The sequence below is a fragment of the Halosolutus halophilus genome, assembly GCF_022869805.1.
Taxonomy (GTDB): domain Archaea; phylum Halobacteriota; class Halobacteria; order Halobacteriales; family Natrialbaceae; genus Halosolutus; species Halosolutus halophilus.
In genome coordinates this window covers 2,275,084-2,297,471 of record NZ_CP094974.1, presented here as the reverse complement: position 1 = coordinate 2,297,471, position 22,388 = coordinate 2,275,084, and the positions used below count along the sequence as shown (strand labels likewise).

The window sequence follows — 22,388 nt, the reverse complement described above, 5'->3', positions numbered from 1 at the left end:
CTGGTCGCGGTGATTACGGATGAGCGAACGAACTGCGTCGTCCTCCGAGTTCATCAAGGCGATTCCCGGCGGCGAAACCATCCACGGTGCACTCTACAGGTACGGGCTCGGCGTCCTGTTCGCCGCGAACGTCTTCGGCGCCGGATCGGTGTACATCCTCGCCGACACGGGAGCGAACTTCGCGTTTTCCCTGCTCTGGGTGCTCCCGCTGGCGTTCCTGATCGACATCGCGTTACACGACATGAGCGCCCGCCTCGCAGTCGCCAACGAACCGCTCGCGGACTACATCGTCGATCGGCTCCCGATCGGCGGGACCACGGTCGTCGTCTCGATGTCGCTGATGTCCGCGCTGTGGGCCGTGTCGAACTACGCCGTCGCGGGCGCCGCGCTCGCCTGGCTCCTCCCGGGGTTCGACGACGTGATCGGCGGGATCGTCCTCGCCGCCGGCGCGGGCATCGCCATCGTCCAGCTCAAGGTCTACGATCGCGTCGAAGCGGCGATCGCAGCGGCCGTCTTCGCCGTCTTCGGCTCGTACGGGCTGCTCCTGGCCGGACTGGACGTCCCGTGGCAGTCGGTCGCCGCCGGCCTGCAACCGGTACTCGAGAGCGAGATCGGCTACCTCACTGCGGTCATCGCCCTGCTCGGGACGACCGTCTACTGGCCGAACTTCTTCATCCAGTCGAGCATCAAGCCGACCAAGGAGTGGACCGACATCTGGCGGTACCGACAGGACAACGCCGTCGGGATCGCGACGACGCTGCTCATCGGGAGCTTCGTGATGATCGTCTCCGCGGTTACGCTCTCGGAAGGGGAGATGACGCTGACGGGACCGGGCGTTCCGCTCGCGGACATTCTCGGCCGGACTGCGCTCGTCGTCTTCATGCTCGCGGTGTTCCTCGCGAGTATCACGTCGGCGACCGGGACGCTGTTCGGTGCCGGCTTCATGGTGCCGCAGTCGCTCGGCCGCCACACGGTCTTCGGCGACGCCGCGTTCCGGCGAACGGTCGTCGGACTGATCGTCCTCTCGGCGCTGACCGCCCTCCCGATGCTGGTCTACACCGGTTTCGGGCCCGTGGAGATGGCGATCGTCATGCCTGCCATCAACGGCGCGATCGGTCTTCCGATCACCGTCTTCGCGCTCATCGGTGCCGTCAACGAGTTCTACGACGTCGAGTGGTACGAGAACCTCGGCTTTCTCGCCGCGGGGCTCGTCCTGCTGATCGGCAGCCTCCTGACGGTCCAGTCGCTCTACGAGACGATCGTGACCATCCTGTGATCGGGACGGGCGACGATCGGATCCATGTGCCGGACTCGTGTTTCCAGACCACTCCCCGCTCCCCGGTCCCAACTCACCGGAAACCGGTGAAACGGATACCGATCGGAAGGGTTAGGCGGATCCGGACGAGTGGGTAATCCGCTCCACGACGTGATATGCTCGCAGTCCCCTTCGACCCGTCCCTCGCGCTGTTGCTCGTCGCGATCGCGTTCTTCGCCGGCATCGGCATCACCACGATCGGTCCCGGCGGCATCTTCGTGACGATCGCGCTCTACTCGCTCACGCCGCTCCCCTCGAGCCAGGTCGCCGGCACCGCACACGCAACGTTCGTCGTGACGGGACTCGTCGGCAGCGCCGCGTACCTCCACTCCGGCGAGATGAACACCGGCGAGAGCCGCGCGATCGCGATCGTGCTCAGCCTCTCGAGTATCGTCGGGGCGCTGCTCGGCGCGCAGGCGAACACCTACGTCCCCCGATCGCTGTTCGGCGTCCTGCTCGGCGGCGTCTCGATGGCGGTGGGCGGCGTCATCCTCTACCGGGAACGGCGCGGCTTCAATCCGCTGTTCGAAGTCGATCCGATGTCGCGATTCGGTCGACTCGGGCTGGCTTGCCTCGGCCTGGGCCTCGGGGTCTGTAGCGGCCTGCTCGGCATCGGCGGGCCGGTGCTGGCCGTCCCGACGCTGGTGCTTGTCGGCGTTCCCATGCTGCTCGCCGTCGCCGTCGCACAGGTCCAGTCGATCTTCATCGCGGTGTTCGCGGCTTCGGGGTACTACCTCCAGGGGAACGTCTTGCTCCCGCTCGCCGTCGTCATCGGCACCCCGCTGCTCCTCGGCGTCGTCGTCGGGTGGAAGGTGGCCCACGTCGCCGATCCCGATCGGCTGAAGATCGCGCTGGGGGTCGTCCTCTTCGGCGTCGGCCCCTACCTGGCGCTCTGATTCCGGGCCGGCGCGGCTGACGCGTCGTATCAACGGGCTAATTTCTCGGACCGTCGAATTACCTCCCATGTCAGTTAGCCACGATCCGCCCGATTGGATTCTCGAACAGCCCGGACTGACCGCGATCGCACTGCTGAGCGGACTCCTCGCGGTGTTCGTTCTCCTGCCGTATCTCCAGTACGTCCTGTTCGGCGTCGTTCTCGCGTACATTCTGTTTCCCGTCCAGCGACGCCTCGAGAAGCACGTCAGGCCGGTAGTCGCGGCGATCGGCGTGGTCGTGGCGACGTTACTCGTCGTACTGATTCCGCTCATCTACGTCGTCACGGTCGCCGTTCGACAGGCACTCCGCGTCGTCCGCTCTATCAGACAAGGACAGTTCGACATCGAGACGATCGAGGACGTACTCGAGACCAACGGCTACACCGTCGATATCGTCGGCCTGTACGAATCGAATCAGGATCGGATCGCGACGGGTCTCCAGGAAATCGCGACGGAGGTGCTCAATCTCGTCGGCAGTTTGCCGAGGTTGTTCATCGGACTGACCGTCACGCTGTTCGTCCTCTTCGCCCTGTTGCGGGACGGAGATCGGCTCGTCGAGTGGTTCCAGTGGGTGCTGCCGATCGACGACCGGATTCTGGACGACCTCCGCGCGGGACTGGATCAGCTCATGTGGGCCTCGGTCGTCGGGAACGTCGCCGTCGCAGCCGTTCAGGCGGTGCTGCTCGGCGTCGGACTGGCGATCGCCGGCGTCCCCACCATCGTCTTTCTCACCGTCGCCACGTTCGTCCTGACGCTACTTCCGCTCGTCGGCGCGTTCGGGATCTGGATTCCGACTACGGCCTATCTCGTCGCGATCGGGCGGCCGACCGCCGGCGCGGCGATGGCCGTGTACGGTCTGCTCGTCACCTTCTCCGATTCGTACCTTCGGCCAGCACTGATCGGCCAGACCAGCGCCTTCAACTCCGCTATCGTCGTCGTGGGCATCTTCGGCGGTCTCGTCGTTTTCGGTGCCGTCGGGCTGTTCATCGGACCCGTCGTCCTCGGCGGCGCGAAACTCACCATCGATTCCTTCGCTCGAGGACACGCCGGAGGGTCGACTGCCGAAGCCCCGATCGAGAGTACAGACGACGATTCGGGATCGGCGGATACGGATGCCGAGACGGAGCCGTCGACCGATGGAGACGACGAGGGCGAGTCCGACGAGTGACCGTGCGGTATCCGGTTCACCCCCGACGCAGGGGTAGGTCGTCTCTCGTCGCCGTCCCTCGAGCGAAGGGGCGAAACGGGTGCGTTCATCGCCTTGTGCTCGGTAGAGGGTAGTACGGTATCTCGAACCGAACGCCGTGGACGGCGAGAGCGGAGGAGCGAAGTACCCGACCGAGAGGCGACGTCGCCCCGAACGGATCGAACCCCCGATTCGGGCCGAGGCGTAGCGAGCCCGTACCGAGCGAGTCGGCGGATCGCCCAGCGGGGCCCGAGAGCCGCGTTACGATTCGCGAACTGGTTTCGGTGACCGCGTACCGCTCGGACGCGTCTCCGAACGCGATCGCGCGAGGCGGAACCAGACTGAAGGCAGTAGGGGTAGACGAACGGGTATGGCCGCCCGGATCCTCGTCCCGTTCGACGACTCCGAACCCGCTCGCGAGGCCCTCGCGTACGCGATCGAACTATTTCCCGACGGCGAGTTCGTCACCGTCACCGTCGTCGACACGTCCGCGCTGTCGTTCATCCCAAACGCAGCCGACGATCCGGAAACCACCGACCAGTTGCAGGGACGGCTCGGTGAGGCAGCCGAGAAACTCGAGGCCGCAGAACGGATCGCTGCCGATCACGGCGTCGACCTCGAGACGCAGTCGCGCGTCGGCGCGCCAGCCCAGGAGATCGTCGACTGTGCGGAGAACGGGAACTTCGACCACGTCGTCATGGGGAGTCGCGGCCGATCGGGCGTCAGCCGGATCCTGCTGGGTAGCGTCGCGGAAGTCGTGGTCAGACACTCGCCGGTTCCGGTCACCGTCGTCCGGTGACGGCTGGACGGCTGCGTCGACGCCTCGCGTTCCGATCGAACGGATCCCATGCAGGACGACTACGGGGACACGACCGAGCACGACCCGGACGCGAAACACGACAAGCGCGGGGACGGGCAGGCGGTGACCCACCGCGACAGGATCGAGTACGAGCCGAACCCGGATCGTCGCGGTCGGTGGCTCTCAGCGATCGTCGGACTGCTCGGACTCTGGCTCGTCGGGACGGCCGTCGCGCTCGACCCGTCGGCGGCGGTCTGGAACGACGTTCTCGTCGGCGCGGCCAGTGACGACGCCGACACCCGCTTCGTCGACACTATACGTCGGATATTGCCGGCACAACGCACTTCCTTCGGGTTCCGATAGGGGGAATCGAATGCTACCGTACGTAGCGCTCGCGCTCGGTCTCGTCGTCGCAGCGATCGGTCTGGAGCGGGTGTCCTACGCCGCGCTCGAACGGATCCCCGCGGTCGCGACGGAGGAGTTTCCCGAGATCGATCGGGCCCTCCTCGAGAAGTTCAGCAGTTTCGACGCCGAACTGGGCTGGTGTCCCCAGCCGAACCGGGAGAAACAGAAAGACACCGGAGATCACCTCCCGGGAGAGGAGGTGCGAACGGTGGTCACGTACTCCACGGACGAGTACGCCAGCCGGGTCTGTCCCGCAAGAGAGAGGGACGCCGACGCGGACGTCACCGTCTCGACCTACGGCGACTCCTATTGCTTCTGCCGGGAGGTCAACAACGACGAAACGTTCCAGAACTACATGGCCCGGGAACTCGACACCCACGTCGCCAACTACGGCGGCGGTAACTACGGCCTGGACCAGGCGCTGATGCGACTCAAGCGCAAGTACCCTGAGGATCCGACCGACTACGTGTTCATGGTCGTCACGGCCTCATCGATCGCCCGCATCCTCTCGGTCTGGAAACACTACCAGGAATTCGGCAACATCCTCGCCGTCAAACCCCGGTACGTGATGGAGGACGGCGAACTCCGGCGGATCGAGAGTCCGGTCGACGCAAAGGAGGATCTGCTCGACCTCGAGTCGAAGGCCGACTTCCTTCGGGAGTACGACTTTCACTACGATCACTGGTTCCAGCCCCACTACGCGTCGCCTCCGTACACGCTCGACCTCTTCGACGACCCGGAACACCTCCGGTACACCCTGTACACGGGTGGGAAGGAACTCGAGCGCCGGCTCGGAACCTCGATCCCCGGCATCGACTTCGACGAGTCCCAGACCCAGTCGGCCCTGCGGATGGAACGGCCCCGGGTCCGGTACCACGAACGCCTGTTCGACACTCACGAGCGCCTCTTCGACGCGCTCATCGAGGAGTTCGTCGACTACGCGGACGAGCAGGACTTCACACCGGTATTCGTGATGGTCCAGCAGCTCCGGTACTCGAAGTACGAGGCCGAACACGGCCCGATCTACGGCGACCTGCTGGACAGGCTCGACGATCGGTACGACGACCTGGCGACGATCGACATGGCCAGACACCTCTCGCCCGCTGACGGCGACGTGGAGTCCCTGTACGTCCAGCGCGGCGAGGGCGGACACTACAGCCCGGAGACGAACGAAGCGATCGCGGACGTACTCGCGGACGTCGTCGAAGAGCGGGCGGAGATCGTCGAGGAGACGTGATCGCCACCGGGGTCGAGACCGAAGCGGACGAACCGATCCAAGGCCCGTCCGGTGACGTGACCCGACGGCACGGCTCCCGGATCCCGTCGGCACGGAAAAAACCGCGTCAATCCCCGGGGAACGGTTGACGGACGTCCGGACTGTAGGAAACCGAAATGCGTCCGCTGTATCTCGTCGCCGGTATCGGCCTGCTCGTCCTCGTCATCGTGGACATCATCTGGACGACGCTCTGGGTCGACGGCGGCTCCGGTCCCGTCTCCGGTCGGCTCACGTCCGGCGTCTGGCAGGGTCTCCGGGCCGTGAGTAGGAAGCACAATCGCACCCTCAGCCTCGCCGGGCCGCTCATCCTCACGCTCACGCTCGCGACGTGGATCGGTCTCCTCTGGGTTGGGTGGACCTTCGTCTTCGCCAGCCACCCGTACGCTCTCGTCAGCACGCGCAGCGGGGCCGTCGCGGACTGGTCGGGCAGATTCTACTACGTCGCGTACACGATGTTCACGGACGGCAACGGCGACTACACGCCGCTCGGAGACGTCTGGGAGATCGCCAGCGCGCTCACGACGGCCACCGGAATGGCCTTCGTCACGCTCGGCGTTTCCTACGTTCTCACCGTCCTCGGGGCGGTCTCCGACAAACGATCGTTCGCCAATACCGTCACGGGACTCGGAGGCCGAAGCGAAGCGTTCGTCCGAACGGCCTGGACCGGGGAGGACTATCGCGGTGCCGACCTCTCCCTCGAGACGCTGGCCTCCGAGTTGGGGACGCTCGCCGAACAGCACAAATCCTATCCGATCCTGCACTACTATCACAGCGAGCAGAGCGATCGAGCCTCGGCCGTGGCCGTTCCGATCCTCGACGAGGCGCTCACGCTCTACCGCCACGGCGTTCCGGACGGCCACGGGCCCGACCCGATGCTCGTCGAGGCTGCCCGCTCGAGCACGCAGGACTACCTCGAGACGCTCGATACCGCGTTCATCGAACCGGCGGACGAGGTTCCGCCGCCGCCGGAACTCGATCGACTCCGCGAGGAGGGAATTCCGACCGTCGACGACGAGGCGTTCGCCGACGCCCTCGCGGACCTGACCGAACGTCGGCGACGCCTGCTCGGCGTGGTCGAAGGTGACGCGTGGGAGTGGCCGCCGATCGACGAGTGAGAGTGGTCCACATATCGTACGTCGACGCCGACGGGATAGGTCCACGGAGATCGCATTCTAGATTATCGAGATATATCGATTTGTCTGTCAATAGTTGACTATAATTGTATAGTTTGATATTGATTCGAACGTTTGTGGCTGTTTTCATCGAAACACTACCTGACGTTCACTTTCACTCCGGTAGCACACACCTTTTAGCCCCGCCGTTAGTACAGGCAGAGTGATGACGTCGTTCCAGTCGACACTCGGTGACGAGCCGGGGATCGCCGAGGAGCTGGCCGAGAACCAGCAGGCGATCTCGATCGCCGAGTTCTTCGAGAAGAACAAGCACATGCTCGGCTTCGACAGCGGCGCACGGGGCCTCGTCACGGCCGTCAAGGAGGCCGTCGACAACGCCCTGGACGCCGCCGAAGAAGCCGGAATTCTCCCGGACATCTACGTCGAGATTCAGGAAGCCGGTGACTACTACCGCCTGATCGTCGAGGACAACGGGCCGGGAATCACGAAAGAATCGCTTCCGAAGGTTTTCGGAAAACTCCTCTACGGATCGCGCTTTCACGCCCGCGAGCAATCCCGCGGCCAGCAGGGCATCGGAATCTCCGCTGCGGTTCTCTACGCCCAGCTGACCAGCGGGAAGCCGGCGAAGATCACCAGTCGAACCCAGGGTGCGAGCGAGGCGGAGTACTTCGAACTGATCGTCGACACGGACAACAACGAACCCGAGATCAGCGTCGAGGAGACGACCTCGTGGGACCGTCCGCACGGTACGCGCATCGAACTCGAGATGGAGGGGAACATGCGCGCCCGCCAGCAGCTCCACGACTACATCAAGCACACGGCGGTCGTCAACCCCCACGGGCGTCTCGAACTCCGCGAACCGAAGGCTCACTTCAAGTTCGAGCGGGCGACCGACCAGCTCCCCGAGGAGACCGAGGAGATCCGACCACATCCCCACGGCGTCGAACTCGGTACCGTGATGAAGATGCTTTCGGCGACGGATTCCCAGACGGTCTCGGGGTTCCTCCAGGAGGAGTTCACGCGCGTCGGCAAGAAGACCGCGGAGTCGATCACCGACGAGTTCCGCGATCGCTACTACGGCCGCGAGATGCGCTGGCGACCGCCGGCAACTCGCGAGGACGTCGATCTCCACGAGGCAGTCTCGGACGCCACCGCGAACAAGGGACCCAACGCGACCGCCGCGTTCGCCGCGGCCGTCGCGGACGCCGTCGACGACTACGATCGGATCGCCCACCACGAACTGCTCGACGTCGTCGACGCGGCAGCCGAGGACGTCGAGGCCGAGCACGGGACGACGTTCGGCGACACCGTCCGCGAGAACGCCGTCGACGCCGTCTGGCGTGCGCTCGTCGACGCACCCGAAGCGGAAACGGACGACGTCGACAGCGATGACGATCCGGACGCCGAACCCGACGAGTCGCGTCTCGTCGCCGACCTCTACGACCTCGCGGACGAGGCGACGAGCACCCGCAAGGACGACGAGATCGTCCACGCCTTCGCCGATCGGCTCGCCGGTCGATTCGAGGACGAACGAAGCGAGGACGTCCGTCACCGACTCACGCACGCTCGGCTTCGCGAGTACGTCGATCGTGCCGCAGACCTCACCGAGGAGTACGACGACGTCGCGTTCGGCGAGACGGCCCGCGAGAACGTCACCGAGGCCGTCTGGGACGTGATGGCGACCGTCCCGGACGATCCGCCGCTGGTCCGCGAACTCGACGGCCACCGCGACGCCACGAGCGACCTCGTCGACGGGATGCGCGCGACCGACATCATGGCCCCGCCGACGCGGTGTCTCGCACCGATCACCGACGACCTCATCCGGGCAGGCCTGGAGAAGGAGTTCGACGCCGACTTCTACTCGGCCGCGACCCGCGACGCGGAGGTCCACGGCGGCGATCCGTTCATCGTCGAGGCCGGGATCGCCTACGGCGGCGAGATCGAGGCCGACGGCAGCGTCGACGTCATGCGCTTTGCGAACCGCGTCCCGCTGGTCTACCAGCGCGGCGCGTGTGCGACGACCGACGTGGTCAAGTCGATCGGCTGGCGCAACTACGGACTCGACCAGCCCGGCGGCTCGGGGCTCCCGAACGGCCCCGCCGTCGTCATGGTCCACGTCGCCTCGACGAACGTCCCCTTCACCAGCGAATCCAAGGACGCCGTCGCGAACGTCCCCGAGATCGAAGACGAGATCGAACTCGCCATCCGCGAGGCGGCCCGCGACCTCAAGAGCTACCTGAACAAGCGCCGATCGATGCAGAAACGCCGGAAGAAACAGAACGTCCTCGGGAAGATCCTGCCGGAGATGGCCGAGAAGGTCGCCGAGGTCACCGATCGCGACGAACCGGACATCGACGACGCGCTCGCCCGCATCATGAACAACGTCCTCGTCGAGCGCCACATCGAGGAGAACGGCGACGGACGGGCCATCTCGGTCGTCGTCGAGAACCACTCGGGGACGACCGAGTCACTCGAAGTGACCGACATCGTCTCGGCGGAACCGCGGAACCTCTCCGACGGCGCGACCGTCGTCGAGATGGACGGCGAGTGGTTCGTCAAGTGGGAACCGGACGTCTCGAGCGACGACGAAGCCGTCCTCGAGTACGAGGCACCCGACGACGCGTCGTTCGACCTCGACGTGAAAGGTGTCGAGGGCGAGAAACTCACCGTAACTGATACCCAATGAGCGCAGACAACGACGACGCACGAGACCAACTGATCGATCTCGCGGCACAGTTTTACGACCAGTTCGAACTGGGCGAGATCCCCCACATGTCCGTTCCGACGCGGACGAAGGCTAACATCGAGTACGACGAGGACAAGGAGGTCTGGGTGTACGGCGATCGCGAGTCGACCCGATCGGCGAACTCCGTTCGGGGTGCCCGGAAGCTTCTGAAAGCCGTCTACACGATCGAGTTCCTCGCCAACCAGCTCGACGAGGAGCGGTCGTCGACGCTGCGAGAGCTGTACTATCTCTCCGAGAGCTGGGACAACGACGAGGCCCAGTTCGGCGACCAGGACGAGTCCAACCAGTTGATCGAAGACCTGGAAATCGTCTCTGGGGTCACCCGCGAGGACTTCCACATGCGCCCCGAGGAGTCGGGCGCGACGATCATGGGCCCACTCCACCTCCGCGAGCAGACCCGTCGGGGGGAACGCGAGATCCACTGCCAGGAGGACGTCGGCGAGGGCGGCTACCAGATCCCGAACAACCCGGACACGATCGAGTTCCTCGACTGCGATTCCGACTTCATCCTGGCGGTCGAGACCGGCGGGATGCGCGACCGACTCGTCGAGAACGGCTTTGACGACGAGTACAACGCGCTGATCGTCCACCTCAAGGGCCAGCCAGCGCGGGCGACCCGGCGGATCACGAAGCGCCTGCACGACGAACTCGACCTCCCGGTGACCGTCTTTACGGACGGTGACCCGTGGTCGTACCGCATCTACGGCTCCGTCGCCTACGGATCGATCAAGTCCGCCCACCTCTCGGAGTACCTCGCGACGCCGGACGCGCAGTTCATCGGCATCCAGCCGGCCGATATCGTCGAGTACGACCTCCCGACCGATCCGCTCAGCGACTCGGACGTCAACGCCCTCGAGAGCGAACTCGAGGACCCCCGCTTCCAGACCGACTACTGGGAGGAACAGATCGAACTCCAGCTCGACATCGAGAAGAAGTCCGAACAGCAGTCGCTCGCGGCTCGCGGACTCGACTTCGTGACGGATACCTATCTCCCTGAACGACTCAGTGAGATGGGCGTCCTCTAGACGCCCGTCGAACCGTCGTTCAGGGAGATTATCCTCCGAACGGCTCGACGAGATGGACGTCCTCTGGACTCGACCGCTCTCACGACCGATCGCGACTTACCGTCTCGATTCCCGAGTTCGAGCGACGCGACCCGGTTAGTTCGGGACGTCGATCGCCGGACGAACGCGGACCGTCAGTCGTGATCTCGTTCGGGTTCCGGCTCCCCCAATTCGTCCGAGTCGCGATCGGATGGCGAACGAGTCCGGGCCGATCCCGTTCGGTCGGCGATCCCCTCAGATATTGTAGGGTCCCCTGCCTGCTCGGCGTTGGCACATCGCCGGCAGTAGTAGTTGGTCCCGTCCGACATCGAGAGCGGGAAGCCGAACAGGCAGCTCTCCTCCCGGTAGGTGCGTTCGACGCCCCGATCGACGATATCGGCACACACAGCACACGGTCGATCGGGTGCGACGACGGCCCGTTCGTCGACGGAGCGGATCCGGCCGGTCGCCGTCACCGGATGGCGTCGGTCGAGTCGCCGCCGAACCGACGGCAGCGTACCGACACCACCGATCGCGAAGAGGGTCGCGAGGGCGAAGAGCACGAAGCTCACCGCCGCTGCGGACACGAGAAGCCCCACGCCCGCGAGGACGGCGGTGACGAGCCAGCAGACAGCCGCCGTCAGGCGTGCGAGCGTTCGCCAGCGGGTATCCGCGTCGGTGCCCGTGTCGGTGTCCGCGGTCGCGGCCCCGTTCTCCGCCACCCGATCCGCACGGAGCACCAGCCGATCGGGGTCGCCGAAATACCGGTACGCGCCGTACAGCGCGTTCCCGATCCCACCGGTCCACCAGACGGTCACGAGTGCGACGAGGAGGTGATCGGTCACGCTGCCGAACGAACGCCGGACCACGACGGCACGATCGCCGAAATCGTGTTCGAGTTCCCACCCCCGCTGGACGGCGCGAGCGATTCGCCGTTCGAGGGCGGTCCGATCGGTCGACGAACGCGGGGACGTGGTCTCTCTCGATCGCCGATCGGTTGCCGATGAGCGTTCCCTCGACGGTGTTCCGCAACTGGGACAGTAGTTCGCAGACGGTACGAGAGAGTCGCCGCAGTTCGAACAGTACAGTCCGCCCTGACCACGATCCGGGCCGCGCGGACGATCGCCGCTCATACCCGTGCGCACGCCGACCGCGACAGTAACTCTTTGGAGCGGTCGGAAATCGAATGAAACGAGCCCCGGCGAAACCCGTTTCCTCGGGCAGTTGCGTTTCTGAAAGGACTGTACTACAGCGTACTTCGCGACGTAGATGAGCGCGAACATCCAGATCGCGACCAGTCCGAAGCTGCCGCCCATCGACGGCGCGATGACGATGTGACTCCCGCCGATGCTGATCAGTGCCCAGAGCATCGAGGGACCGAAGTGGTTCTTGAAGAAGCCCGCCCGCCCCGAAGACGGGTACGTGAGATCGGTCTCGGGGGGTTCCGATCGCCGCATCCGACTCTCCTGCCACGTCCATCACCCTCTTCGCGATCCACCGGTCAGTCTTCCATGCTGGCTGGTATCGCCCAGCATTTCGAAAGTGTATGTTTGTCAATATTCGGCGTGGATTTCATGAGTGAATTGGCGACACGTGACTTGTACTCGCGGATCCGTCGCCGGATGGACAGTTCCGGACGTCAGTGTCCGTCGAGGACCACCGGGATGCCCCGGTTCGCGACGTCGACGACGAACGCGTCCGCGTCCGTCTCGAGTGCGTCGAACGTGTCGTAGTGAATCGGCAACACGAGTCCCGGGTCCAGTCGCTCGGCCAGCGCCGCGGCCTCGCGTCGGTCCATCGTGAACGACCCGCCGATCGGCGGCAGGAAGAGGTCGACGTCGAGATTTTCGTGAATCGGGAGGACGTCGGTGTCGCCGGGCCAGAACGCTCCGACGCCGTCGACGGTGACGGCGAACCCGCAACCCTTCCCCTCCGGATGGTACGGCTCGCCGTTCTCGTCGACGTGCGGACCGGCGGCATCGTTGTAGGCGGGCGTCGTGAACAGGTCCAGCGGTCCGAGGACGAACGACTCGTCCGCGCGGACGCGTTCGACCTCGTATGGGAGGGCCTCCGGTCCTTCGTCGACTCGATCGATCTCGCTCGCGTCGATCGACTCGTGGACGACGACGAGCGCGTCCTCGTGGGCGACCCGACGGATGCCGTCCGGGTCGTAGTGGTGGTCGTGGGAGACGAGTACGAGATCGCCGTCCCGGGCGTCGTAGTCGTCGAGCACGCCGTAGCGACCGGGATCGAGGTAGATGACGGCCCCCGTCTCGCCCTCGAGGCGGACGGTCGCGTACCCGAGCCAGTCGACGGTCACGGCACCGAAGCGAACGGTCATACCAGCCCTTCGATCGACGCGGGGGAAAATCGTTCGACTCGGTTCGGGGCGGACGGCGGGTCGTCGGCCCGATCCCGATCGGATCGAGTCAACGGTCAGGATCAGGGTCAGGGACGGCGGATCGAATGCGAGAGGGTCCCGACGCCCTCGACCTCGATCTCGACCTCGTCGCCGTCTTCGAGCGGACCCACGCCCTCCGGCGTCCCGGTCGCGATCACGTCGCCCGGTTCGAGGGTCATGTAGGCCGTGATCTCCGCGATCAGTTCCGGGATGGAGAAGATGAGTTGCTCCCGGGAGCCGTCCTGTTTCAGTTCGCCGTTGACGCGCGACTGGACGGCCGCGTCGTCGGGGACCTCGTCGGGCGTCGCGAGCAGCGGGCCGATCGGGGCCGCGCCGTCGAAGGCCTTGCCGCGGATCCAGTTCTGTTCCTGGCGCTGGTCGTCGCGGTTCGAGACGTCGTTCACGCAGGTAAAGCCCTCGACGACGTCCATCGCGTCGCTCACGGGAACGTGCCGACACTGCTCGCCGATGACGACGCCGAGTTCGGCCTCGTAGTCGATTCGGTCCTTCCCCGCGGGCGCGGTCACGGTGTCGCCGTGGCTCGCGACCGCGTTCGGCGGCTTCAGGAACAGCAGGGGTCGATCGGGCACGTCGGATCCCATCTCGTCGGCGTGGTCGGCGTAGTTGCGCCCGATGCAGACGATCTTCGAGGGTTCGCACGGCGGGCGGACGTCGATCGACTCGTCGTCGAGCGCGTAGCTCTCGTTTCCGAAGTGAACGTGACCGTTCTCGTACTCGCCGCGGCGAACGGCACCGGCCGGGTCGCGAAAGCGGACGTATTTCATGACCGATCCGTCGCGTGCCGGCGCCAAAAGCGTTGAGATGTCGGCGCCGATCACCAGCCCGAGGCCGCGGGACGAACGTGGCGGGGCCGAATCCGATCTGCCGGCGATCGGAGTACGTGAGGGCGTGCCACTCCGCGATCGGAACGGAACGCTTTTTACTAGTCCCCAGCAAGCAGTGAATGCGTTGGCTCCGTTGGTGTAGTCCGGCCAATCATTTCGGCCTTTCGAGCCGATGACCTGGGTTCAAATCCCAGACGGAGCACTCTTCTGAACGAACGAAGCGAGTGAAGAAGGAAGTGTACGCTCCGGGATTTGACGTAAAGAATCGCGAGCATCGGAAACGTTTCGGGTAGTTCAAATCCCAGACGGAGCAGTTTTCGACGAGCAAATTCGCGAGTCGTAACTGCGACTTGCTGGCGATCGACTCCGCGAAGGTGTTACCGGGGGAGAACTTTTGCCGATCGAATACGTGTGGAGAGTTGTCACAGAGCAATGAGCAAGGAGACGGGTGACGTCACGCTCGTGCAGGCGGTGGCCATCGAGGTCGGGTTGATCGTCGGCGGGGCGCTGTTTAGCCTCACGGGCGTCGCGGTGGGGATCGCCGGCCCGGGCGTCGTAGTTGCGTTCGTGCTCGCGTTCGGCATCGCGATCCTCGGACTGGTGCCGACCGCGATGCTCGGGGCGGCGTTCCCGACGACCGGCGGGAACTACCGCTACCCGGCGCGGTTCGTCTCGCGACCGGTGGCGTTTCTCGCGGCCTGGGGGCTCGGGGTCAGCATGTTCGGCGGCGGCCTGCCGCTGTACGCTCTGACCGCGGGCCAGTACGTCGAAACGGTCGTTCCGATCGGCCCCGCCCTCGTCGGCGTGGTCCTGCTAACCGGCTTCTTCCTCGTCAACGTCGTCGGGATTCGGCCGGCCGCGACTGCCCAGCTGGCCATGTTCGTCGGCCTGATCGCGGCCCTGTGCTCGTTCATCCTGCTCGGCGTCCCGGCGGTGGAGCCCGCGAACCTGACGCCGGCCTTTCCCAACGGGGCGATCGGTGTCGCGACGGCTGCCGGCGTCCTCTACTTCGTCTGCCTCGGTGCGAACTTCGTCGTGGACATCGGCGGTTCGGTCCGCGACGCGACGGTAACGATCCCCCGCTCGTTCGCCATCGCCGTCCCGCTCGTGCTCGTCGTGTACGTCGGTATCGGTCTCGTCGCCGTGGGCGTCGCCGGCACCGACGCGCTGGGTGGCGAAACGCTCGCGGTCCCCGCCGGGATGTTCCTGCCCGGACCGCTGCAGTCGGTTTTCGTTTTCGGGGGTGCACTGTTCGCCATCGCCACGAGCATCAACGCCGTCTACATGATCACCCCGAAGTACCTCGAAGTTCTGGCCACGGACGGTCTCATGCCGTCGGTGCTGGCCCGCACGAACGACCGGTTCGACACGCCGCACTGGGGGCTCCTCGTCGTCTACGTGCTCTCTGTCGGGGCGTTACTCTCGCCGCTTCCGATCGCGGAACTGGGATCGTTGCTCGGCTTCGGCGGCGCGTTTCTGGTCGTCCCGGTGATGCTCGCGGCCATCGTGGTTGGACGGACGAAGGCGGAAACGGCCGAATCGGCGCTCGGAATCCGGTCGGGGTACGTCACGGCGATGGCAGCGCTAGCGATTCCCTGCAATCTCGCCTTGCTCGGACTGCTCGCCGTCCAGTCGCCGTCGGTGTTCGCCCTCTGGGTGATCCTGCTGGTGGTGGGCGGCAGCTACTACGTGTTCCGCACCCGGATTCGAACGCGTTCAGCGGACGGTATCCACGGAGATCTGAAATTATGACCCAGAACACGACTGGCGTCGTCGGTGCCGGACTGATGGGCCGCGACATCGCTGGCCTCCTCGCCAACGGCGGCTTTCCGGTTACCCTCGTCGACGTCGACGACACCGCGCTCGAATCGGCACGCGACTACCACCGAACCACCCTTCCGGAGGCACTCGAGTCGGCCGGTCTCGACCCCGACGATCCCGCGAGTCGCATCGCGTACGAGACGGACCTCGCGGCGCTTTCAGGCCACGACTTCGTCGTCGAGGCCGTCCCGGAACGCCTCGACCTCAAACGCGACCTCGTCGCCGACCTGGAGTCGATCCTCGACGCCGAGGCGGTCATCGCGACGAACACGTCGTCGCTCACCCCGGGCGACATCGCTGCCGACCTCGCCCGTCCGGAACGGGTCGTCCTGTTTCACTTCGCCAATCCGGCGCTGGAACGGGACATCGTCGAAATTTCGGGCGACGACGCCAGCGAGCGAGCCCTCGAAACCGCGACGACGATCGCCGAGGCGATCGATCGGACACCCGTCCGTCTCGGGGCCGAGTACCGGGCGAACTGCCTCTCGCGGCTCTCGGCGAGCATCAAGTGTGCCGGGACCTGGGAACTGCTCGCGGCGTCCCCCGCCGAAGTCGATCGAGGCGCACGGGCGATCGGATTCGACCGGGGACCGATCGAGTTCGTCGATCTCATCGGGATCGACGTCCACCTCGCGACGATCGACAACCTCGCGGCCGCGTACGGCGATCGATACGCGCCGCCGCCCGAAATCCGCGATCGGATGGAAGCCCTCGTCGACGCGGGCGACCTGGGAAAGAAGAGCGGGAAGGGATTCTTCGAGTGGGACGGCGAGGAACCCCGGATTCCCGTCGTCGACGATCCACACGACGTGACGCCCGTGGTCGGCGCGCTGGTCAACGAGGCTCACCGCCTCGTCGGGGACGGGGTCGCAGATGGAGAAACGGTCGACGACGTCCTCAAACGCGGCTCCGGGGGAGATATCGGCCCGTTCGACGTCGAAGCGATGCTCGGCAGGGAGTTCCTCCGGGAGTCGTTGCGGGACCGACACGAGGAAACGGGTGCCGAGGTCTATGATCCGGTCTTCTGATCCGCTTGCATTACGGCCGGGCCCAGCCGGTCAGACCAGCAACGGCGGCGCGGCGTAGGGATCGACGCGCACGTCGAGGAGGGTCGGAACGTCGCTCTCGAGACTCTCCTCGATCGCCGGGCCGACCCGGTCGGGATCCTCGATCGTTTCTCCCGCACAGCCGAACCCGCGAGCGACCTGGGCGTAGTCGACACCACCGTGAAAATCGGTCGACATGTCGAAGCTGTACGTTCCGAGTTGGCTCATCTTGGAGGAGCCGAGCGAACCGTTGTTGGTGACGACGACGGTGATCGAGAGGTCCTCGCGAACGGCGGTCTCGAGGTCCGCGACGTGGTAGCCGATTCCGCCATCGCCGGACAGCGCGACGACCGGCCGATCGGGCATCGCGGTCTTGACGCCCAGCGCCTGGGGGAGACAGACGTTGATGCCGTCGCTGCCCCTGGCCTGGAGGTAGGACAGGCCGGCCCGCTCGGGTTCGTAGAACGCCCCCGAGAAGAACCCGGGGAAACTCGTCGCACTCACGAGCACCGCCTCGGCCGGGAGTCGATCGTTCAGTTCGTGAATTACGCGCTGTGGCTTCACCGGCGTCTCGTCGCTCGTCAGGTCGTCCTCGAACCCCGCGCGCCAGTCGGCCCGGGCCTCGGCGAGCGCGTCGATTCGAGACGCCCGGTCGCCGTTGCTCGACGCGCTCTCGGCGAGCGCTGCGAGCGTCGATTTGAGGTCCGCCTGCACGGCGACCGTCGGTTCGTAGTTTCGCCCCAGCCAGGCGGGATCGAGATCGACGTGGACCAGCGGCACGTCCTCGGGCACCAGCGACCAGCCGACGGTCGTGAGTTCGCCGAACCGGGTTCCGAAGCCGAGAACCAGGTCCGCGTCCTCGACGGCGTCGTTCGCCACCTGACAGAACCCCCAGCGGCCGACGACGCCGAGCGCGTGCGGCTCGGTTTCCGCGATCGCTCCCTTCCCGTTCATGGAGGTCACGACGGGGACGTCAGCCGTCGTCGCAAACCGTGTCAGTTCGGCGGTCGCGTCCGCGCGGACGACGCCCTCGCCGGCGACGATCACGGGACTCTCGGACCGGGTTAGCAGGTCGACGATCGCGTCGACGGCGTCCGGGTCGGGTGCTGGCCGGGTCCGCGGGTAGATTCCGGACACGTCGTCGCGGGGCTCCCGTTCGGTTTCGCCCGCCAGGACGTCTTCGGGGAGGTTGACGTGTGCCGGACCGGGAACTCCGGTCGTGGCTACCCTGAGCGCGTTCTCGACGGCCTCGACGGCGCGGCCGGGCGTTTCGGCGTCGAACGTCGCCTCGGTGAACGGGTCGAGGATCGCCTCGTTGTCCCCGTCCTGGATGACGCCGTTGCCGCGGGTCTCCCGATCGTTGCCGCCGGTGAGGGCGAGGACCGGCGACGACGCGCCGGCGGCCTCGCACAGTCCGACGCCCATGTACGCGGCCCCGGGACCGCTGACGCCGTCGACGACGCCCGTGGTTCGCGCGGCCCGGGCGTAGCCGTCCGCCATCAGGGCTGCGCTCGCCTCGCTCCGTGCGAGGACGTGCCTGACCGTCGACCCGTCGATGCTCGCGTAGTATGGATCCATCTGCTCGCAGGGGAACCCGAAGACCGTCTCGATCCCCGCCCGCTCGAAGAGCGCGGCGATCGCGTCCGACGATCGCGCCATCATCGCCACCTCGCGTACAGTGGTTGCTGGTGACACATAACGATCGATACTCACGGACCGAACAAAAAACACGCCCCTGGACAGTCGTCCGTAGCCGACGGTCTACACTGGAGTCACCGCCAGGCGAAGCGCACTGGTCGGGAGTCGGCGAACTCGTAGACGGGGGAGCGACGCCGTTGCTGGCTCACACCCGTTTGCGTGTACCGCCGCCTGAATCTGAAACCGCGCCCGTTATTCGGCCTCGGCCCTGAGTACTGGTGTGACTTCAGCCGAACCGAACGCAATCGAAGACGGCGAGCCGCTGCGGAGTCGCGGCTACCACATCACAGTCGACGACGGACGGGACTCGTTTTTCGCGCTCAGCATCGAACGAGCGGACAGTGACACGGCGTGGCTCATGTCGGACACCGTACTCGCACTCGACGAGATGCGGTAGCTGATACGTTCCCACGCGCCGCGCCGTCGTCTCGGTCTTCCACACGACTACGACTCGATCGATCACCAGACGCGTGGCGAGTTGCGCGCGCGAGCACCGTCGCCGTCGTACTTCGGCCCAGCCGGGCCGGAACTGGCACTGTCTTGAGCCACGACAACTAATCACAATAATACCGAAAGTGAATGTCGGCGCGTCTGGCCGGCCATCGAGTGTAGAACAGACAGATGCATTATGAATTACGATGGTAGTAAATATTGGCCCCATCGGCGTCGAACGCCGGTGTTCTAGAACGAATAGCTCCTTGTGATTCGATCGCATACGTTCGACACTGTTCTGTTCGCTGTCGCACCGCCAGTAACTATCACGGAAGACGATGAATGACGGTGAAATTGTGTGACACGGGGATTTTTAGCGTCGGCCACGTACGGGCCGGATATGACACTACATAACAGGGGCGTTCGGCAGGACGTCCGTGAACTCGGGGCACTGCTCGGGGAGGTCCTCGAGGACCAGACCTCGCGACGCTCCTTCGAAACCGTCGAATCGTGCCGACGAGCGGCGATCGATTACCGCGCCGACGAACTGGAGTCGCGAGAACCGCTCATCACGGAACTCGAGGGGCTGTCACCACACGAACAGCGGATCGTCGCACGGGCGTTCACGACCTACTTCGAACTGATCAACCTCGCAGAAGAGCGCGAGCGGGTCCGATCGCTTCGAACCGAATCCCACGAGGGGACCCTCGAGGACAGCCTCGAGACGGCGGCCGCCGAACTCGCGGAGACCGACATTGAGACGGTCAGACAGATCCTCGACGACGTGCTGATCGAGCCGACCTTCACGGCCCATCCGACGGAAGCCCGTCGAAAGACGGTCAAGTCGAAGCTCCGGACGGTCTCGACGTACCTCGAGACCCTCGACGAGCGGCTGTTGACGAACAAAGAGACGGAGCAGCTGTGGCGGGACATCGACGCCGAGGTGACGAGCCTCTGGCAGACCCCGCAGGTCCGGCGTCGCCAGCCGGAACCCGAGGACGAGGCCCGGAACGTCCAGTGGTACCTCGAGAACACGCTGTTCGACGTCGTCGGCGAGGTCTACGACGAACTCGCCGACGCGATCGACGAGGAAGTCGAGGGCGACCTCGAGGTGCCCAAACTGTTCGAGTTCCGCTCGTGGGCGGGGAGCGATCGCGACGGGAACCCCTACGTGACTCCCGAGGTGACGGCGAACACGCTCGAACGCCAGCGCGAGGTCGTCCTCGACCGCTACCGGGAACAGCTCAAACGCCTCTCGGGCGTGTTGAGCCAGGACGGGAGTCGGATCGACGCCGGTTCGGAGTTCCAGGCCTCGCTCGAGGAAGACCTCGATCGGCTGCCAGGCAGCGCCAGAACCGCCGAGGAGCGGTATCCCGGCGAACCCTATCGACAGAAACTCAAGCTGATGCGCGAACGTCTGGAGCGCGTCGGTGACGTGCGTCCGGGTGGCTACGACGACGTCGACGAACTCCTCGAGGACCTCGAATACATCGCCAAGAGCCTCCGGAACAACGGGGCGGAGGTAGTCGTCGACGCACACGTCGATCCGATCCGTCGGCAGGTCGCCACCTTCGGCTTCTCGCTGGCCAGTCTCGACCTGCGCGAACACCAGCAGAAACACACCGACGCGATCGCGGAAGCCCTCGAGACGGAGGGGATCGACTACCACACGCTCTCGGAAGACGAACGCGTCGACCTGCTGACCGAGGCGATCCTCCAGGACGAGTCCGTCATCGACCTCGGCGATACAGAGGGACTCTCGGAGGATTCGACGCGCGTTCTGTCGCTGTTCGACAGTCTCGCCGACTGGCAGACCGAGTACGGCGTCGAGGCGATCGACACGTACTGTATTTCGATGACCGAGGAACCGAGTCACGTCCTCGAAGTCCTGTTCCTCGCCGACCAGGCGGACGTCGTTTCCCTGCCGGAACACAGCGGGATCGACATCGTCCCGCTGCTCGAGACCGAGTACGCCCTGTCGGGTGCCCGTCGAATCATGGGGACCCTCTACGAGAACGAGGCCTACGCACAGGCGCTCGAAGCCCGCGATCGGACCCAGGAGATCATGCTCGGGTACTCCGACTCGAACAAGGAGAACGGGTTCCTCGCGGCCAACTGGTCGCTGTACAAGAACCAGCGCCGACTGGGCGAGATCTGCGACGACCACGACGTGACGATGCGGCTGTTCCACGGCCGCGGCGGCTCGATCTCGCGTGGCGGCGGCCCGATGAACGAGGCCCTGCTCGCGCTCCCCAACTCGACCGTCACCGGACAGGTCAAGTTCACCGAACAGGGCGAGGCCATCGCCGAGAAGTACGCCAACCCGCGGATCGCGGAGCGAAACATCGAACAGATGGTCAACGCACAGCTCCGATCGCGCCTGTACGCGATGGACCGGCCCGAAGAGGAGGTCCGAGAGGAGTGGATCGACGCGATGGACACGATGGCCGACGCCGCCCGGCAGGAGTACCGCGACCTGCTCGAGAGCGAGGGATTCGTCCAGTACTTCGAGCAGGCGACCCCGATCACCGTCATCGAGGACCTCGACCTGGGCTCGCGACCGGCCTCACGGAGCGGCGAGCGAACCGTCGAAGACCTGCGGGCCATCCCGTGGGTGTTCTCCTGGACCCAGTCGCGGTGCATTCTGCCCGGCTGGTACGCCATCGCGACGGGCGTCGACGCCTATCTCGAGGACGGCGGCTCGATGGAGACCCTACAGGAGATGTACGCCGAGTGGCCGTTCTTCCGGACCACGCTCGACAACGCCGCGCTCTCGCTCTCCCGGACGGAAGTCGAGATCGCCGAACAGTACGCCGATCTGGCAGACGACGACCTCCGCGATCGGTTCTTCCCGCGGCTGACCGACGAGTACGAGCGGGGTGCCGAGTTGATCAAGGAGATCGGCCAGCGCGAGGAACTCCACACGCGCGACTGGCTCGGAGAGAACCTCGAGCGGCGCAACCCCTACGTCGACCCGCTGAACCTGCTCCAGACGTACCTCCTCGATCGGACTCACCGGACCGACATCGAGGAACGGACGCTCCGGCTGACGGTGAAGGGGATCGCTGCCGGGATGAAGAACACCGGATAGGTTCGTCGCCGAGGCTTCGTCTTTCGGAGGGCACACGGGCGGCGAACGTGACACGCTGACAGACCTGCGAGGAATCGAAACGGGTAAAAACGTTACCCGGGTAGATAGGAGTGAGCCGAGATAGCCTAGCCCGGCCAAGGCGGCAGATTCGAAATCTGCTGTCCTCACGGACTCGGGAGTTCAAATCTCCCTCTCGGCGCTTTTCCGCGAACCAAC

The 22,388-nt window shown here is 65.5% G+C and carries 17 protein-coding genes, 2 tRNA genes and 1 pseudogene; 15 read left to right on the top strand and 5 right to left on the bottom strand.

Going from position 1 to position 22,388, the window contains the following annotated elements:
• Positions 1-19: 19 nt before the first annotated feature.
• From MUG98_RS11250 to MUG98_RS11210, 9 genes are all read left to right on the top strand, one after another.
• Positions 20-1,276 carry a divalent metal cation transporter gene (locus MUG98_RS11250; RefSeq protein ID WP_265112199.1) on the top strand — a complete coding sequence of 419 codons (1,257 nt, stop codon included), beginning with the start codon at positions 20-22 and terminating at the stop codon, positions 1,274-1,276.
• Between the two features lie 155 nt (positions 1,277-1,431).
• A complete protein-coding gene (locus MUG98_RS11245; RefSeq protein WP_265112198.1) occupies positions 1,432-2,211 on the top strand; it encodes a sulfite exporter TauE/SafE family protein in 780 nt (259 codons plus the stop codon).
• 67 nt (positions 2,212-2,278) lie between these two features.
• On the top strand, positions 2,279-3,418 hold the full coding sequence (locus MUG98_RS11240) for an AI-2E family transporter (RefSeq protein WP_265112197.1): 1,140 nt from the start codon (positions 2,279-2,281) through the stop codon (positions 3,416-3,418).
• Between the two features lie 388 nt (positions 3,419-3,806).
• Positions 3,807-4,235: a universal stress protein gene (locus tag MUG98_RS11235; protein WP_265112196.1), complete on the top strand. Its 429-nt coding sequence runs from the start codon at positions 3,807-3,809 to the stop codon at positions 4,233-4,235.
• 48 nt (positions 4,236-4,283) lie between these two features.
• Positions 4,284-4,598 carry a hypothetical protein gene (locus MUG98_RS11230; RefSeq protein ID WP_265112195.1) on the top strand — a complete coding sequence of 105 codons (315 nt, stop codon included), beginning with the start codon at positions 4,284-4,286 and terminating at the stop codon, positions 4,596-4,598.
• 10 nt (positions 4,599-4,608) lie between these two features.
• The gene (locus MUG98_RS11225) at positions 4,609-5,877 is read left to right on the top strand and encodes a hypothetical protein (RefSeq protein ID WP_265112194.1); all 1,269 of its coding nucleotides are present in this window, start codon (positions 4,609-4,611) and stop codon (positions 5,875-5,877) included.
• A 155-nt stretch (positions 5,878-6,032) separates the two neighbouring features.
• A complete protein-coding gene (locus MUG98_RS11220; RefSeq protein ID WP_265112193.1) occupies positions 6,033-7,031 on the top strand; it encodes a potassium channel family protein in 999 nt (332 codons plus the stop codon).
• Positions 7,032-7,254: 223 nt separating this feature from the next.
• On the top strand, positions 7,255-9,735 hold the full coding sequence (locus MUG98_RS11215) for a DNA topoisomerase VI subunit B (RefSeq protein ID WP_265112192.1): 2,481 nt from the start codon (positions 7,255-7,257) through the stop codon (positions 9,733-9,735).
• Positions 9,732-10,820, top strand: coding sequence for a DNA topoisomerase IV subunit A (locus tag MUG98_RS11210; protein WP_265112191.1), 1,089 nt, complete (start codon positions 9,732-9,734; stop codon positions 10,818-10,820). The genes MUG98_RS11215 and MUG98_RS11210 overlap by 4 nt, the downstream gene beginning before the upstream one ends.
• A gap of 173 nt (positions 10,821-10,993) precedes the next feature.
• On the opposite strand, the gene MUG98_RS11205 is transcribed toward MUG98_RS11210, so the two are convergent.
• The 4 genes and pseudogenes from MUG98_RS11205 to MUG98_RS11190 all read right to left on the bottom strand — a co-directional run bounded on the left by MUG98_RS11205 (position 10,994) and on the right by MUG98_RS11190 (position 14,024).
• Positions 10,994-11,971, bottom strand: a complete 978-nt coding sequence (locus MUG98_RS11205; RefSeq protein ID WP_265112448.1) for a zinc ribbon domain-containing protein — start codon at positions 11,969-11,971, stop codon at positions 10,994-10,996.
• A gap of 120 nt (positions 11,972-12,091) precedes the next feature.
• Positions 12,092-12,295: pseudogene (locus MUG98_RS11200) on the bottom strand (Nramp family divalent metal transporter); the annotation flags it as partial.
• A 182-nt stretch (positions 12,296-12,477) separates the two neighbouring features.
• On the bottom strand, positions 12,478-13,179 hold the full coding sequence (locus tag MUG98_RS11195) for an MBL fold metallo-hydrolase (RefSeq protein WP_265112190.1): 702 nt from the start codon (positions 13,177-13,179) through the stop codon (positions 12,478-12,480).
• Positions 13,180-13,286: 107 nt separating this feature from the next.
• Entirely contained in the window at positions 13,287-14,024 is a 738-nt protein-coding gene (locus MUG98_RS11190) for a fumarylacetoacetate hydrolase family protein (protein WP_265112189.1), read from the bottom strand.
• 187 nt (positions 14,025-14,211) lie between these two features.
• Between MUG98_RS11190 and MUG98_RS11185 the strand changes: the two genes are divergently transcribed.
• From MUG98_RS11185 to MUG98_RS11175, 3 genes are all read left to right on the top strand, one after another.
• Positions 14,212-14,286: transfer RNA gene (locus MUG98_RS11185), tRNA-Glu, on the top strand.
• 230 nt (positions 14,287-14,516) lie between these two features.
• Entirely contained in the window at positions 14,517-15,836 is a 1,320-nt protein-coding gene (locus tag MUG98_RS11180) for an APC family permease (RefSeq protein ID WP_265112188.1), read from the top strand.
• Positions 15,833-16,933 (top strand): 3-hydroxyacyl-CoA dehydrogenase, encoded by a 1,101-nt coding sequence (locus MUG98_RS11175; RefSeq protein ID WP_265112187.1) that lies wholly within the window; start codon positions 15,833-15,835, stop codon positions 16,931-16,933. Before MUG98_RS11180 ends, MUG98_RS11175 begins: the two co-directional genes overlap by 4 nt.
• Before the next feature lie 30 nt (positions 16,934-16,963).
• Here the strand turns inward: MUG98_RS11175 and MUG98_RS11170 are convergent, their stop codons facing one another.
• Positions 16,964-18,610, bottom strand: coding sequence for a thiamine pyrophosphate-binding protein (locus MUG98_RS11170; protein ID WP_265112186.1), 1,647 nt, complete (start codon positions 18,608-18,610; stop codon positions 16,964-16,966).
• A gap of 259 nt (positions 18,611-18,869) precedes the next feature.
• Here MUG98_RS11170 and MUG98_RS11165 point away from each other — a divergent pair, with 259 nt between their 5' ends.
• The 3 genes from MUG98_RS11165 to MUG98_RS11155 all read left to right on the top strand — a co-directional run bounded on the left by MUG98_RS11165 (position 18,870) and on the right by MUG98_RS11155 (position 22,371).
• On the top strand, positions 18,870-19,046 hold the full coding sequence (locus MUG98_RS11165) for a hypothetical protein (RefSeq protein ID WP_265112185.1): 177 nt from the start codon (positions 18,870-18,872) through the stop codon (positions 19,044-19,046).
• Positions 19,047-19,481: 435 nt separating this feature from the next.
• Complete coding sequence (gene ppc, locus MUG98_RS11160; RefSeq protein WP_265112184.1) at positions 19,482-22,172, top strand: phosphoenolpyruvate carboxylase; 2,691 nt, start codon at positions 19,482-19,484, stop codon at positions 22,170-22,172.
• Between the two features lie 114 nt (positions 22,173-22,286).
• Positions 22,287-22,371, top strand: a tRNA-Ser gene (locus tag MUG98_RS11155).
• The last annotated feature ends 17 nt before the right edge of the window (positions 22,372-22,388 follow it).

Bases quoted from the DNA above. Each gene is read 5' to 3' on its own strand.
- MUG98_RS11210 (WP_265112191.1), top strand. From the start codon at position 9,732: ATGAGCGCAGACAACGACGACGCACGAGACCAACTGATCGATCTCGCG.
- MUG98_RS11190 (WP_265112189.1), bottom strand. From the start codon at position 14,024: ATGAAATACGTCCGCTTTCGCGACCCGGCCGGTGCCGTTCGCCGCGGC.
- MUG98_RS11235 (WP_265112196.1), top strand. From the start codon at position 3,807: ATGGCCGCCCGGATCCTCGTCCCGTTCGACGACTCCGAACCCGCTCGC.
- MUG98_RS11220 (WP_265112193.1), top strand. From the start codon at position 6,033: ATGCGTCCGCTGTATCTCGTCGCCGGTATCGGCCTGCTCGTCCTCGTC.
- MUG98_RS11180 (WP_265112188.1), top strand. From the start codon at position 14,517: ATGAGCAAGGAGACGGGTGACGTCACGCTCGTGCAGGCGGTGGCCATC.
- MUG98_RS11175 (WP_265112187.1), top strand. From the start codon at position 15,833: ATGACCCAGAACACGACTGGCGTCGTCGGTGCCGGACTGATGGGCCGC.
- MUG98_RS11195 (WP_265112190.1), bottom strand. From the start codon at position 13,179: ATGACCGTTCGCTTCGGTGCCGTGACCGTCGACTGGCTCGGGTACGCG.
- MUG98_RS11240 (WP_265112197.1), top strand. From the start codon at position 2,279: ATGTCAGTTAGCCACGATCCGCCCGATTGGATTCTCGAACAGCCCGGA.
- MUG98_RS11205 (WP_265112448.1), bottom strand. From the start codon at position 11,971: ATGAGCGGCGATCGTCCGCGCGGCCCGGATCGTGGTCAGGGCGGACTG.
- MUG98_RS11215 (WP_265112192.1), top strand. From the start codon at position 7,255: ATGACGTCGTTCCAGTCGACACTCGGTGACGAGCCGGGGATCGCCGAG.
- MUG98_RS11225 (WP_265112194.1), top strand. From the start codon at position 4,609: ATGCTACCGTACGTAGCGCTCGCGCTCGGTCTCGTCGTCGCAGCGATC.
- MUG98_RS11170 (WP_265112186.1), bottom strand. From the start codon at position 18,610: ATGGCGCGATCGTCGGACGCGATCGCCGCGCTCTTCGAGCGGGCGGGG.
- ppc (WP_265112184.1), top strand. From the start codon at position 19,482: ATGACACTACATAACAGGGGCGTTCGGCAGGACGTCCGTGAACTCGGG.
- MUG98_RS11230 (WP_265112195.1), top strand. From the start codon at position 4,284: ATGCAGGACGACTACGGGGACACGACCGAGCACGACCCGGACGCGAAA.
- MUG98_RS11250 (WP_265112199.1), top strand. From the start codon at position 20: ATGAGCGAACGAACTGCGTCGTCCTCCGAGTTCATCAAGGCGATTCCC.
- MUG98_RS11245 (WP_265112198.1), top strand. From the start codon at position 1,432: ATGCTCGCAGTCCCCTTCGACCCGTCCCTCGCGCTGTTGCTCGTCGCG.